The organism is Microbacterium sp. 4NA327F11 (genome assembly GCF_005503465.1).
GTDB lineage: Bacteria > Actinomycetota > Actinomycetes > Actinomycetales > Microbacteriaceae > Microbacterium > Microbacterium ginsengisoli.
The window spans coordinates 34,875-48,017 of the sequence record NZ_SCOB01000014.1; the positions used below are offsets into that span (position 1 = coordinate 34,875).

11 protein-coding genes are annotated in these 13,143 nt (G+C 70.3%); 4 read left to right on the forward strand and 7 right to left on the reverse strand.

Annotated features, from left to right (window positions below; genetic code table 11):
- Positions 1-40: 40 nt before the first annotated feature.
- Entirely contained in the window at positions 41-487 is a 447-nt protein-coding gene (locus FFS51_RS10205) for a DUF2269 family protein (protein WP_056207911.1), read from the reverse strand.
- 204 nt (positions 488-691) lie between these two features.
- Here FFS51_RS10205 and FFS51_RS10210 point away from each other — a divergent pair, with 204 nt between their 5' ends.
- Positions 692-2,173: an MFS transporter gene (locus FFS51_RS10210; RefSeq protein WP_056518651.1), complete on the forward strand. Its 1,482-nt coding sequence runs from the start codon at positions 692-694 to the stop codon at positions 2,171-2,173.
- Positions 2,174-2,243: 70 nt separating this feature from the next.
- Here FFS51_RS10210 and FFS51_RS10215 read toward each other — a convergent pair whose 3' ends face one another.
- Genes FFS51_RS10215 through FFS51_RS10225 form a run of 3 tightly spaced genes read right to left on the reverse strand, consistent with a single transcriptional unit; the run spans position 2,244 to position 4,848 of the window.
- Entirely contained in the window at positions 2,244-3,062 is an 819-nt protein-coding gene (locus FFS51_RS10215; RefSeq protein ID WP_056207906.1) for an ABC transporter permease, read from the reverse strand.
- Positions 3,059-3,910 (reverse strand): ABC transporter permease, encoded by an 852-nt coding sequence (locus tag FFS51_RS10220; protein WP_056207903.1) that lies wholly within the window; start codon positions 3,908-3,910, stop codon positions 3,059-3,061. The genes FFS51_RS10215 and FFS51_RS10220 overlap by 4 nt, the downstream gene beginning before the upstream one ends.
- Complete coding sequence (locus FFS51_RS10225) at positions 3,907-4,848, reverse strand: ABC transporter ATP-binding protein (RefSeq protein ID WP_056207900.1); 942 nt, start codon at positions 4,846-4,848, stop codon at positions 3,907-3,909. The genes FFS51_RS10220 and FFS51_RS10225 overlap by 4 nt, the downstream gene beginning before the upstream one ends.
- 145 nt (positions 4,849-4,993) lie before the next feature.
- On the opposite strand from FFS51_RS10225, the gene FFS51_RS10230 reads away from it, so the two are divergent.
- On the forward strand, positions 4,994-6,895 hold the full coding sequence (locus tag FFS51_RS10230; RefSeq protein ID WP_137878272.1) for an ABC transporter ATP-binding protein: 1,902 nt from the start codon (positions 4,994-4,996) through the stop codon (positions 6,893-6,895).
- Between the two features lie 12 nt (positions 6,896-6,907).
- Here the strand turns inward: FFS51_RS10230 and FFS51_RS10235 are convergent, their stop codons facing one another.
- On the reverse strand, positions 6,908-7,513 hold the full coding sequence (locus tag FFS51_RS10235; RefSeq protein ID WP_162237836.1) for a TetR/AcrR family transcriptional regulator: 606 nt from the start codon (positions 7,511-7,513) through the stop codon (positions 6,908-6,910).
- A 69-nt stretch (positions 7,514-7,582) separates the two neighbouring features.
- Here FFS51_RS10235 and FFS51_RS10240 point away from each other — a divergent pair, with 69 nt between their 5' ends.
- Positions 7,583-8,617, forward strand: coding sequence for a hypothetical protein (locus tag FFS51_RS10240; protein WP_137878273.1), 1,035 nt, complete (start codon positions 7,583-7,585; stop codon positions 8,615-8,617).
- Between the two features lie 94 nt (positions 8,618-8,711).
- On the opposite strand, the gene FFS51_RS10245 is transcribed toward FFS51_RS10240, so the two are convergent.
- On the reverse strand, positions 8,712-10,586 hold the full coding sequence (locus tag FFS51_RS10245) for a phosphoenolpyruvate carboxykinase (GTP) (RefSeq protein WP_137878274.1): 1,875 nt from the start codon (positions 10,584-10,586) through the stop codon (positions 8,712-8,714).
- Between the two features lie 127 nt (positions 10,587-10,713).
- Here FFS51_RS10245 and FFS51_RS10250 point away from each other — a divergent pair, with 127 nt between their 5' ends.
- A complete protein-coding gene (locus FFS51_RS10250) occupies positions 10,714-12,153 on the forward strand; it encodes a helix-turn-helix transcriptional regulator (RefSeq protein ID WP_137878275.1) in 1,440 nt (479 codons plus the stop codon).
- A gap of 45 nt (positions 12,154-12,198) precedes the next feature.
- On the opposite strand, the gene FFS51_RS10255 is transcribed toward FFS51_RS10250, so the two are convergent.
- Positions 12,199-13,122, reverse strand: coding sequence for a DUF4436 family protein (locus tag FFS51_RS10255; protein WP_045248210.1), 924 nt, complete (start codon positions 13,120-13,122; stop codon positions 12,199-12,201).
- Between the last annotated feature and the right edge of the window lie 21 nt (positions 13,123-13,143).

Sequence of the window (13,143 nt, forward strand, 5' to 3'; positions counted from 1 at the left end):
ATCGGCGTCGCGCGCCGAGGGGCGCGACGCCGAACGGGCCTCAGGGCTTCCAGATCATCAGCACGACGATCGCGACGAGCAGCAGGGTGACCACACCGCTGACGCCGGCGATCGCGCCGTAGCCGGCGGGCTTCGCCGCGGCATCCGCCCCCGCCGCCTCGATGGCGTCGGCCCCGGCGCGCAGGCGCGGGACGAGCAGGAACACCGCCAGCAGGAACGCGACGGCGTACAGGATGATCGAGATCAGGATCCACGGGGTCGTGAACGTCAGCTGATACTTCGGATCGGCCATGCCCATGGCGCCGAACCCGAAGACGAACGTGAGCAACGACAGCCATGCGAAGACCATCGTCGAAGTGGCGAGGGTGCGCACCGAGTCGACGTTGCGGATGCGCAGCGCCCGCAGGGCGGTGTGCGGGAGGATCGCGAGCGGTCCGACGATGAAGACGGCCGTGCCGACGTGCAGGATTCCGAGAAGCGTGTCCATACCTTCATCGTAGGTGAAGGTATCGCTGGGGCCGCTCCCCGGACGGTGAGGACCGCGAATCCGACAGGTGTCGCCGAAGAGTAGGCTGAACACCTGGTCCGCGTCACCCATCCCGTGGCGCCCCGGTCCCGGCCCTCGCACACCCGCGAGGTGCGTCGCCTCCGGCACCGCTCCCCTCCTCCCTTCTCTGTACGCAGGTTTTGCATGTCTACGGCTGTCTCGTCCGCACCTTCCTCCGCTCCCGCACCCGCCAATCCGCGCTCGCGCGTCATCACGGCGAGCCTCATCGGCACCACGATCGAGTTCTACGACTTCTACGCGTACGCCACGGCGGCGGTGCTCGTGTTTCCGGTGCTGTTCTTCCCCACCGGCAACGACACCGCGTCGCTGCTCGCCTCGTTCGGCGTCTTCGGCGCCGCGATGGTCGCACGACCCATCGGCGCCGTCGTGTTCGGCCACTTCGGCGACCGGTTCGGCCGCAAGGCCACCCTCGTCACGTCGCTGCTCACGATGGGCATCGCGACGTTCCTCATCGGCTGCCTGCCCACCTTCAACCAGATCGGCGTCTGGGCGGCCGTGCTGCTGCTGATCCTTCGCCTCGCGCAGGGCTTCGCGCTCGGCGGGGAGTGGTCGGGCGCCGCCCTCGTGGCGACCGAGAACGCACCAGCCGGCAAGCGTGCCTGGTACGGCACCTTCCCGCAGCTGGGCGCCCCCATCGGCTTCATCATCGCCAACGGCGTGTTCCTGGTCATCAACTTCGCCCTGCCCCACCCCGACGGCGGCGCGCAGCGCTCGGAGGCCTTCCTCAGCTGGGGATGGCGCGTGCCGTTCCTCTTCTCCGCCGTCATGGTCATCATCGGCCTGTGGGTGCGTCTGCGTCTGGTCGAGTCGGAGACGTTCACGAAGGCCGAGAAGACCGGCGCGATCCGCAAGTTCCCGCTCGGCGAGGTGCTGCGGCGCCACTGGTGGCACCTGGTGCTCGGCACGTTCATCATGCTGGCGACCTACGTGCTCTTCTACCTGATGACGAGCTTCACCCTCTCGTACGGCACCAAGGCCACTCTCGCGACGGCGAGCGCGGCCGCACAGAAGGCCGCGGAGGCGGCCGGCAAGGTGTTCGATCCCGCGGCGTTCGCCGCGAGCTATGTGCCCGGCCAAGGCTTCGCCTACACCGACTTCGTCATCATGCAGATCATCGGCGTGGTCTTCTTCGGCATCTTCACGCTGATCTCCGGCCCCCTCGCCGACGCGATCGGACGCCGCAAGCTGCTGATCTGGGTGACGGTCGGCATCATCGTGTTCGGCCTCACCTTCTCGGTGTTCCTCGCGCCGTACGCCGACCCGAAGCTCACCGGGGCGCTCACGCAGGCGTTCCTCGTGTTCGGCTTCGTGCTGATGGGCTCGACCTTCGGCCCGATGGGCGCGATCCTGCCGGAGCTGTTCCCCACGAACGTGCGCTACACGGGCTCGGCGATCTCCTACAACGTGTCGTCGATCCTCGGCGCGGCGCTCGCCCCCATCGTGGCTGTGGCCCTCTGGGCCGCCGCGGGCGGTTCGCCGTGGCTCGTCGGGCTGTATCTGACCGGATGCTCCGTGCTCACCCTCATCGCGCTGCTCCTGTCGCGCGAGACGAAGGACGCCTCGTACGACGACAACATCGGCGTGGGATCGACGGGTTCCCTCTGAACCGCGCACCACGACAGAACGCGGATGCCGCGGGGCCGGGCGCCCCGCGGCATCCGCGTTCTGTGCGACGTCAGTCGAGGAATAGCGCGCGCAGTCGCGTCGTGGTGAAGACGAGCCCGACGGTGATCATCGCCACGAAGTAGCCGACGTGGATGAGCATCGCCGGGGTGAGGATGCCGGTGGTGAGCCCGCGGATGAGCTCGACGCCGTGCCACAGCGGGAACGCCTGCACGATCCACTGCACCGGTTCGGGGTAGACAGAGAGCGGAAAGAACGTCGCCGAGAACAGGAACATCGGCAACAGCACGAAGTTGATCCAGTCCATCTGCTGGAAGGTCTTCATGTAGCTCGTGACCGCCATGCCGACGCTCGCGAATCCGAACGCGATCAGCAGCACCGCGGGGAGCGCGAGGAGCGCGGTGAACGAGAGATTGAGCCCGAGCACCTGCATGATCACCATGAAGCCGCAGGCGTAGAGGAGCCCCCGCAGCAGCGCGTAGAGGATCTCGCCGAGCGCGACGTCGAGCGGGCCGAGCGATGTGGCCAACATGCCCTCGTAGAGCTTGCCGTAGTTCATCTTGAAGAAGACGTTCCACGTCGAGTCGTAGATGGCACCGTTCATCGCCGACACCGCGAGGAGTGCCGGGGCGATGTAGGCGGCGTACGCGACGCTCTGGCCGTTGACCGTGACACCCGGGATGAGGGAGCCGAGTCCGACGCCCATCGCGAGCAGATAGAAGACGGGCTCGAAGAAGCCGGAGAGCACGACCACCCAGCTCGACGACCGCGCCGAGAGCAGACCGCGCTGCACGACGGACTGCGGGTTGCCGGCCCAGAGGGCCCGCACGCTGCCGGCGCGCACGGGTGCGGAGGCGACGGTGCTGGTCATCGCGAGAGCCTCCGTCCGAAGAAGTGGTGCGCCGCGAGCAGGCCGACCGCAGCCAGCACCACGAGGTAGCCGAGATGCACGGCGATCAGCCACGGCTCGATCGCGCGCCCGTAGGTCACCATGCGGGACAGCTCCGAGGCGTGCCACACGGGCGAGAGCCACCCGATCCACTGCAGCCAGCCGACGTTGCCGAGCGGGTAGAACGTGCCGGAGAACAGGAACAGCGGCATGAAGATGAACCGCTGCACGAGCGCGAACTGGCCGCGGTCGTCTTCGATGGAGGCCGCATAGGCCATGAGGGGGGCGCCGAAGGCGAGCCCGCCGAGCACGCCGGCGATGATCGACAGCCACCCGGTCTCGGGGTGCGGCACGGCCTGGAACACCCAGATGATCACGTAGTACGCGGCAACGACGATGAACATGCGCACGCAGGCGCCGGCGGCGACGCCGTTCACGATCTGCCGGGGCGAGAGCGGCGCGGCGTTGAACCCGAAGAAGTAGCGACGCCATTTGAAGCCCGCCATCACCGGATAGGTCGACTCCTCGGATGCCACGGCGACGGCCGCGGTGACGAGCAGGGCGGGCGCGACGAACACGACGTAGCGGACGTGCTGCGTGCCGTCGTCGATCGGCACCGCGATGAGCGCGGCGAGGCCGAGGCCGAGGCCGAGCAGGTAGACGATGGGCTGCCCGATCGCGTTGACGACGATCGTCCAGCCGTACGCGCGCATGGCGCGCAGCCAGTGCTCGAGCACGAACAGGGTGCCCGCCCGCCGGGGCGTGCGACCCCAGGCGAGCGCCTCGTCGCGCAGCTCGTCGAGGGTCGGGGTGGTTCTCAGCTCGCTCATTCGACCAGCGACCGTCCGGTGAGGCGCAGGAAGACGTCCTCGAGCGACGAGCGGCGCACGAGCGAGGTGACGGGCTCGAGTCCCAGGGCGTGGATGCGCTCGAGGGCCGCCTCGCCGTCGTCGGCGTAGATGAGGATGCGGTCGGGCAGCACCTCGACGCGATCGCCGATGCCGGCCAGCTGCGGCGCGACCTGCTCGTTGCGGTCGGAGCCGAAGCGCACCTCGAGCACCTCGCGACTCGAATGCTCGCGGATGAGGGTCGCGGGCGACCCCTCGGCCATGATGCGGCCCTTGTCGACGACGACCAGGCGGTCGCACAGCTGCTCGGCCTCGTCCATGTAGTGGGTCGTCAGCACGAGAGTCGTGCCCTGCTCCTTCAGCCGGAACAGCCGGTCCCACAGCACATGGCGCGCCTGCGGGTCGAGGCCGGTCGTCGGCTCGTCGAGCAGCAGGATGCGCGGCTCGTTGATGAGAGCCCGGGCGATGGTGAGGCGGCGCTTCATGCCACCGGAGAGCTGATCGACCTTGGCGGTGGCCTTGTCCTCGAGCTGCGCGAACGAGAGCAGCTCCTCGGCGCGCTCGCGGCAGACCTTTCCCGGCAGGCCGAAGTAGCGGCCGTAGATGTAGAGGTTCTCGCGCGCGTTGAGCTCGGCGTCGAGGTTGTCCTGCTGGGGCACGACGCCCAGGCGCGAGCGGATCTCGGGTCCGTAGCGGTCGGGATCGAGCCCCAGGATGCTGAGACTCCCCCCGGTGCGCGACGACACGGCGCCGACCATCTTCATGGTGGTCGACTTGCCCGCCCCGTTCGGCCCCAACAACCCGAACGACTCCCCGGCCGTGACCTCGAAGCTGAGTCCGTCGACCGCGACGAAGTCGGGCTTGCCCTTGACGCGGTAGGACTTGGCGAGGTTCTGAGCGGTGATCACGGGGGTTGGCACGCGATCCACCGTAGCCCGCGGCGGCGACATCGCCGGGTCGATTGTGAGCGGGACCCGGTGCGGGGCGATACTCGTGAGCGGTGCCGCATCCCCCGAGGCGCCCGTCGGGCACGTGGGGGCGCCGGCCGAGACCGATGAGGAAGTCATGTCCGCACCCGCCACCCCGCGTCGCAGCCCGTTCGCCCGTCCGTCGAAGGACGACGGTCCGCGCGCGAGCGTGCGGCAGCTCCTCCCCTTCCTCGCCGACCACCGCGGCACCCTCATCGCCGTCGCGCTGCTGAGCGTCGTCGGCGCGGTGACCACGCTCGCCCAGCCGCTCGTCGTGCAGCAGGTGATCGCCGAGGTGCAGTCGGGCACCGGGCTCGGCCCGCTCGTCTGGGCCATCGTGGCGCTCGTCGTCGTGACGTCGCTCATCTCCGGGTACCAGCACTATCTGCTGCAGCGCACCGGCACCGCGGTCGTCGCATCCAGCCGCCGCCGACTCATCGCCCGCATCCTGCGGCTCCCGATCGCCGAGTTCGACGCCCGCCGCACCGGCGACCTCGTCTCGCGGGTCGGCACCGACACGACTCTTCTCTATGCAGTGCTCACGCAGGGTCTCGCGGACGCCGTCGGCAACGCCCTCATCTTCCTCGGGGCGCTCATCGCGATGGCGGTCATCGACCCGGTGCTGCTGCTTCTGATCGTCATCGTGTTGGGCGCGTCGATCGGCGCTGTCGTGGTGCTCTCGGGGCGCATCCGCGTTGCGACGCGTGCGCAGCAGGCGAAGGTCGGCGAGCTGGCCTCGGGCGTCGAGCGCGCGATCGGGTCGATCCGCACCGTGCGGGCGGCGGGCGCGACCGAGCGGGAGACGGCGAGCGTCACCCGCCTCGCCGACGAGGCGTACACCGTGGGGGTGCGCATCGCGAAGGTGTCGGCGCTCGTGGTTCCGGTCGCGGGCATCGCGCTGCAGGTCTCCCTGCTCGTGGTGCTCGGGGTCGGCGGCCTGCGCGTCGCCTCCGGCGATCTCGGCATCGCCAACCTCGTGGCGTTCATCATGTTCCTCTTCCTGCTGGTGGCTCCCCTCGGCACGTTCGTGGGCGCGATCCTGTCGATCAACCAGGCGCTCGGCGCCCTCGGACGCATCCAGGAGGTGCTCGACCTCCCCACCGAGGACGCCGACGACGCGCAGCGCGCGGCGGGCGTCGTCGTCGATGATGCGGATGCCGCGGCATCCGCCCCCGCCGTCGAGTTCCGCGACGTGCACTTCTCCTATCCCGACGCCGTCGTCGCGACCCGCCGCCGGGCCGAGGGCGAGGCGCGACGGGCGCTGGCGAGCGTGCGGGTGGATGCGTCGGCGATCGAGGACGAGGGGGACGAGGGGGGCGCGCAGGTGCTGCGCGGGGTGAGCTTCCGGGTGCCGCGGGGATCGCGCGTCGCGCTGGTCGGCCCCTCGGGCGCCGGGAAGTCGACGACGCTCGCGCTCATCGAGCGGTTCTACGACGCGACGGGCGGTGCGGTGCTGGTCGATGGGGTGGATGTGCGCCTGCACGATCGCACCGCGCTGCGCGCGCGGCTCGGCTATGTCGAGCAGGATGCCCCGACTCTCGCGGGCTCGATCGGCGACAACCTGCGCCTCGCCTCCCCCGACGCGACCGACGAGGCGTGCGAGGCGGTGCTGCGGGCGGTGAACCTCGGCGACGTGCTCGACCGCAGTGCCGAGGGGCTCGATGCGCAGGTCGGCGAGGCGGGAGTGATGCTGTCGGGCGGCGAGCGTCAGCGCCTCGCGATCGCCCGCGCACTGCTGGCCGCTCCCCCGATCCTGCTGCTCGACGAGTCGACGTCGTCGCTCGACGGTCTCAACGAGCAGCGCATGCGGGAGGCCATCGACGCGGTCGCCACCGGTCGCACGCTCGTCGTCATCGCGCACCGCCTGTCGACGGTGGTCGACAGCGACCTCATCGTCGTGATGGATCGCGGCGAGGTCGTCGGGGTCGGCACCCACTCGGAGCTCGTGGCGTCCACGCCGCTCTACCGAGACCTGGCGAAGCACCAGCTGCTGGTCTGAGCGGCAGCCGCCTCACACCTCGGCGGTGTCGAGCGCGCGCGCCAGGGTCTGACGCAGTGCGGCGAGCGTCTCGGGCTCGTCGAACGCGGCACGGACGAGAAGTCCCTGCACGGCGGCGATGACGAGGTCGGCGGTGCGGCCGACGAGGGGATCGTCGGCCGTGAGCTCAGCGCCGGCGCGAGCGCCGACCCAGGGCACGAGCAGCTCGGAGACGCGGGCGCGCATGAACCCGACGTTCTTCACGCCGACCGCGGCGAGCTCCGGGTCGACGGGCATCTCGGCCCACACACGCAGCAGCACCGGCCCCGCGCTCGCGACGAACATCGTCTCCACGACCGCGAGGAAGAGCCGGCCGGGGCTGATCGTCGCGGTGCCGTCGAGGTCGATCGCCGCGACGACCTGACGGAACCTGTCGTCGAGGATCTCCTTGGCGGCCTCGTGCACGAGCGCCGCCTTGCTGTCGTAGTGCGAGTAGATGGATCCGGCGGACAGCCCCGACTCGGCGATGATGTCGGCCATGGATGTCGCGGCGAACCCCTGACGGGCGAAGCACCGCAGGGCCGCCTCGGCGATCTCGCGGCGGCGGGCGAGGCGGGTCTCCTCTTTCAAGCGGGGCACGTACACAGAATAGACGTTCTGCTATGGTGATCTCAAACAGATCAGATGTTCTTTTTAAAGGGGATCCCCATGGCCGCTCCGGTCCGTCCGCACACCCGCTGGACACTCTCGCTCGCCTTCGGGCTCATCGGCGCCCTCGTCGTCGGGGTCGTCGTGCTCGCCTTCCTCTGGCCCACCAAGACCGCCAGCGCCCATGACCTCCCGATCGGCATCAGCGGCCCGGACGCCGCGGTCACCGCGATCGAGGACGCCGTGGCCGCCCGCGGCGACAGCATCACCTTCGTGGCCTCGACCGACCGCGAGGACGCCGCGCACCAGATCGAGACGCGGGCGACCTACGGTGCGATCGTGCTGTCGGCGACCGCCGCCCCCGAGGTGCTGACCGCCCCCGCTGCGGGAGCCGTGCCGACCCAGCTGCTCACCGGTCTCGCCGCACAGCTGCAGGCCCAGCTCAGCCAGCAGGCGCACGCCGCCGGCGCGCCCACCGTGCCGCAGGTCGCCGTGACCGCCGTCGTGCCACTGTCGGACAGCGACCCTTCCGGCACCGGCCTCGCCGCCGCGGCGTTCCCACTGACCCTCGGCGGCATGCTGGGCGGCGTGCTCATCTCGCTGCTCGTGGTCGGTCCTCTCCGCCGCCTCACGGCGCTCCTCGCGTACGGCGTCGGGGTCGGGCTCCTCCTCGCCGTGGTGCTGCAGACCTGGTTCGGCTACCTGCAGGGCGACTTCCTGCTCAACGCCGCCGCCATCGCCCTCGTGATCGCCGCGACATCCGCCTTCGTCGTCGGGTGCGCATCGCTCTTCGGCCCCGCCGGCATCGGCATCGGCGCCGTGGTCACCATCCTGTTCGCGAACCCGATCTCGGGCGCGACCATGCCGTGGCAGTTCCTCGTGGCCCCCTGGGGCGCGATCGGGCAGTACCTGGTGCCCGGCGCGGCGTCGTGGCTGCTGCGCGGGCTCAGCTACTTCCCCGATGCCGACGCCACCGCTCAATGGCTGGTGCTCGGCGGATGGGTCGTGCTCGGCGTCGTGCTGACGGTCGCCGGCCACTTCCGCTCGCGGCCCGGCATGCACGTTCCGGCCGCCACGCTCGAGCCCGCCGCCTGAACGATCACCGCGCCGACCGCCCGGGCGGCACGGGACGCAACGGGCCCCCGTCGCGCGATCGACGGGGGCCCGTTCGTGCCCGGGAGGGCGGGAGCTACGCGCTCTTGAGGCGGTAGCGCAGCGACGACAGCTCCGACTGGAGCGCCGCCGGAACCCGGCCACCGAAGGTGGCGTAGAACTGCTCCGTGAGATCGGCCTCGGTCAGCCACGAGTCGCGGTCGATCGAGAACAGTTCGGCCAGGTCCTCATCGGGCACCTCGATGCCCTCGAGGTTCAGGTCATCGGTGCGCGGGAGGCGACCGATGGGGCTCGACACGGCGGGGACGCTGCCCTCGACGCGACGGATGATCCAGTCGATGACACGGGCGTTGTCTCCGAAGCCCGGCCACAGGAACCGGCCGTCGGCACCCCGACGGAACCAGTTCACCTGGAAGATGCGCGGCGCACGGTCGAAGCGGAGCTTCTGCCCCACCTCGATCCAGTGGCCGAAGTAGTCGGCCATGTTGTAGCCGCAGAACGGCAGCATCGCGAACGGGTCGCGGCGCAGCTCGCCGACGGTGCCCTCGGCGGCGGCGGTGCGCTCCGACGAGATCGTCGAGCCGAGGAAGACGCCGTGCGTCCAGTCGGTGGCCTCGACCACGAGCGGCACGTTAGTCGCCCGGCGCCCGCCGAACAGGATCGCGTCGAGCGGCACGCCCTCCGCGGCATCCCAGTCGGGGGCGATCTGCGGGCACTGCGCGGCCGAGACAGTGAAACGCGAGTTCGGGTGCGCGGCCGGCCGGCCCGACGCCGGGGTCCACGCGTTGCCCTCCCAGTCGGTCAGCTCTGCCGGCGGCTGGTCGGTCAGACCCTCCCACCACACGTCGCCGTCGGGACGCAGCGCCACGTTCGTGAAGATCGTGTTGCCCCACAGGGTCTCCACCGCGGTGACGTTGGTCGACTCGCCGGTGCCCGGCGCGACACCGAAGAAGCCCGCCTCGGGGTTGATCGCCCAGAGCCGGCCGTCCTCCCCCGGACGCAGCCACGCGATGTCGTCGCCGAGGGTCTCGACGCGCCAGCCGGGGATCGTCGGCCGCAGCATGGCGAGGTTCGTCTTGCCACAGGCCGACGGGAACGCGGCGGCCACGTGGTAGGCCTTGCCCTCGGGGCTGATGACGCGGATGAGCAGCATGTGCTCGGCGAGCCAGCCCTCGTCGCGTCCGATGACCGAGGCGATGCGCAGCGCGAAGCACTTCTTCGCGAGGATCGCGTTGCCGCCGTACCCCGAGCCGTACGACCACACCTCGAGGGTGTCGGGGAAGTGCACGATGTACTTGTCGTCGTTGCACGGCCACGCGACATCCGCCTGACCGGGCTCGAGCGGGGCACCCACCGAGTGCACCGTCTTGACCCACGCAGCGCCGGCGGCGATCTGCTCGACGACCTCCGCACCGACGCGGGTCATGATGCCGATCGAGGTGACCGCGTAGGCGCTGTCGGTCAGCTGCACGCCGATGTGGGAGAGGGGTCCGCCGACGGCACCCATCGAGAACGGCACGACGTAGAGCGTGCGGCCCCGCATCGCCCCGTCGAACAGGCCCGTGAGGGTCGTGCGGATCTCGGCCGGCGCGACCCAGTTGTTCGTGGGTCCGGCGTCCTCCTCCTTCTCGGAGGCGATGAAGGTACGCCCCTCGGTGCGGGCGACGTCGCTGGGGTGTGAGCGGGCGAGGTAGGAGCCCGGCCGCCACTCGGGGTTGAGCTTGATGAGCTTGCCCTCGGCGACCTGCTCGCGCAGCAGGGCCTCGTTCTCGGCGCGCGATCCGTCGACCCAGTGCACCCGCTCGGGCTTGAGCAGCGCGGTGAGCTCGTCGACCCAGGCATAGAGCTTCTCGATGGCGGGGCCGGATGCCTCGGGTCGCTGCCCGAAGGCGGCGACGCCGCCGGCGCGGGTGCCGGATGCGGTCGGGGTGAAGGTCTCAGCCAGGGCCATGGCGCGCTCCTCGTGTCGTGACGGTCGGTGTCGTGGACGGGTCGTGCCTCCACTCTCACGGAGGAGCGCGCACTCTTTTCCCACGTTTCCGGCGAAAGAAGAGGCGTTCTTTCCGTATACTCAAACAATGCCGACCTCGATCGAGCTGTCCACCCTGGGGCACCGCATCCGACACCGTCGCTCCGAGAAGGGGCTCACCCTCGACGAGCTCGGCGCACTCGTCGGCGTCGCCGGCAGCCACCTCAGCCTCATCGAGAACGGGAAGCGAGAGCCCAAGCTCTCGCTGCTGCAGCAGATCGCCGACGCCACCGACAGCCAGCTCTCCGACCTCCTCTCGAGCGAGCCGCCGAACCGCCGGGCGGCGCTGGAGATCGAGCTCGAGCGGGCGCAGACCGGACACCTCTTCCGCCAGCTCGGGATCCCCCCGGTGAAGGTGTCGAAGGGACTCCCTGACGAGACGATCGAGACGATCCTCGGCCTGCACCGCGAACTGCAGCGGCGCGAGCGTGCCACGATCGCCACCCCGGAGGAAGCTCGGCGTGCGAACACCGATCTGCGCCTGCGGATGCGGGACCAGAACAACTATCTCGGCGACATCGAGCGTCTCGCCGAGAAGCAGCTCAAGGCGGCGGGCCACCACGGCGGCGCCCTCACCCACCGCACGGTGAGCATCATGGCCGAGCAGCTGGGCTTCGAGCTGATCTACGTGAGCGATCTGCCGCACTCGGCGCGCTCGGTCACCGACCTCGAGAACGGCCGCATCTACCTGCCGCCCGCCTCGATCCCGGGCGGCCACGGCCTGCGGTCGATGGCGCTGCAGGCCATGGCGCACCGCCTTCTCGGGCACAAGCCGCCCACCGACTACGCCGACTTCCTGCAGCAGCGACTCGAGATCAACTACTACGCGGCGTGCGCGCTCATGCCCGAGACGCAGTCGGTCGCGTTCCTGCAGCAGGCGAAGAAGGACCGGAACCTCGCCGTCGAGGACTTCCGCGATGCGTTCGGCGTCACCCACGAGGCCGCCGGGATGCGCATGACCAACCTCCTCACGCGGCACTTCGAGATCCCGCTGCACTTCCTGCGCGTCGACGGCGCCGGCGCCGTCTCCCGCGTCTACGAGAACGACGACCTGCCGCTGCCGATGGACGTGACCGGCGCCGTCGAGGGTCAGGTCGTCTGCCGGTGGTTCTCGGCACGGTCGGCGTTCGCCGAGCAGAACCGCACCGTCGAGCACTACCAGTACACCGACACCCCCGCCGGCACGTACTGGTGCTCGACGCAGACGGGGTCCACCTCCGATGGCGAGTTCTCCATCACCGTGGGCGTGCCGTTCGACGACGCCCGCTGGTTCCGCGGCCGTGAGACGCAGAACCGCGCCGTGTCGCGCTGCCCCGACGAGTCGTGCTGCCGCCGCCCGGCCGACGAGGTCGCCGCCCGCTGGGTCGGCAAGGCCTGGCCGAGCGCACGCGTGCACATGCAGATGTTCTCGCCGCTGCCGACGGGCCTGTTCCCCGGCATCGACGACTCCGAGGTGTATGCATTCCTCGAACGGCACGCGGGCGGCTGATCACCCCGACCCGGGAGCGTACCCGCCGGAGACGACCAGGATGCCTCAGCGCACCGGTCGCTCGCCGGCCCCCGGCACCCAGCGCATCCATGCCGCGACGAACACGACGAGCGCGGCGATGAGCCCCGCGACCACCCACAGCACGACGAGGTAGTCGACCCACGACCCGATCGGAGGGGAGCCGGGGAAGAAGCCGCGCAGCGGCACGATCGCGAACAGCATCGCGCCGATCCAGCTGAGCAGGGTCGCCTCCGTCTTGCGACGCCCCCGGAAGGCCGAGATCGCGACCGTGAGGGCGAGAGCGGGCAGCACCAGCATGAGGGTGATCAGGACGATCGCGAACGCCACCGTCGACGCGGAACGGGAGGCGGCCACATCCGTCACCAACACCTCGTCGTTCGTGGAATCGGGCTGACCGCGGAACTCGACGTTCCAGCCGGGCACCCGGTCGGACACCTGCCAGCTGACCGGCACGGTGTGCAGTGTCGTGCCGTCGTCGGCGGTCTGCGCGAGGGCGATGTTCATCTGCGACACCGCGTATCGATCGAAGGGCCACTGCTCGACGAGCCCGGACGTGATCACCTTGACGCTCACGACAGACGGAGCCTGCCCCGCCGCGAAGGTGATCGTACGCGGACCGTCGACATCGCTGATGAGCAGCGTGAGCGGCTTCGTCAGGAACAGGCCGCCGCCGGTGAGCGACTCCCCCGGCTGCACGTCGATCGACAGGGTGAGACGGTTGCCGGCGGCATCCATCGACTGCGGGCTGAGCACCACGACCGCCTGCGGGTTCGCCGCGCTGATCGGGGTCGACGTCGAGCCGGCCGCGCTGATCGCGTAGAGCACGGCGACGGTCACGTAGACCGCGACCACCACGACCGCGCCGACGGCGATCCAGAGAAGCCCGCGGCGTGGGCGCGGCGCAGGGGCGGGGGCCGCGGGCGCGTCGGCGCCGGTCTCGGTGCTCACGCGATCAGTGTGTCAGACGGC

What these genes read in the sequence shown, in the direction of transcription:
- FFS51_RS10205 (WP_056207911.1), bottom strand. Translation starts at nt 487, where the DNA reads ATGGACACGCTTCTCGGAATCCTGCACGTCGGCACGGCCGTCTTCATC.
- FFS51_RS10210 (WP_056518651.1), top strand. Translation starts at nt 692, where the DNA reads ATGTCTACGGCTGTCTCGTCCGCACCTTCCTCCGCTCCCGCACCCGCC.
- FFS51_RS10215 (WP_056207906.1), bottom strand. Translation starts at nt 3,062, where the DNA reads ATGACCAGCACCGTCGCCTCCGCACCCGTGCGCGCCGGCAGCGTGCGG.
- FFS51_RS10220 (WP_056207903.1), bottom strand. Translation starts at nt 3,910, where the DNA reads ATGAGCGAGCTGAGAACCACCCCGACCCTCGACGAGCTGCGCGACGAG.
- FFS51_RS10230 (WP_137878272.1), top strand. Translation starts at nt 4,994, where the DNA reads ATGTCCGCACCCGCCACCCCGCGTCGCAGCCCGTTCGCCCGTCCGTCG.
- FFS51_RS10240 (WP_137878273.1), top strand. Translation starts at nt 7,583, where the DNA reads ATGGCCGCTCCGGTCCGTCCGCACACCCGCTGGACACTCTCGCTCGCC.
- FFS51_RS10245 (WP_137878274.1), bottom strand. Translation starts at nt 10,586, where the DNA reads ATGGCCCTGGCTGAGACCTTCACCCCGACCGCATCCGGCACCCGCGCC.
- FFS51_RS10250 (WP_137878275.1), top strand. Translation starts at nt 10,714, where the DNA reads ATGCCGACCTCGATCGAGCTGTCCACCCTGGGGCACCGCATCCGACAC.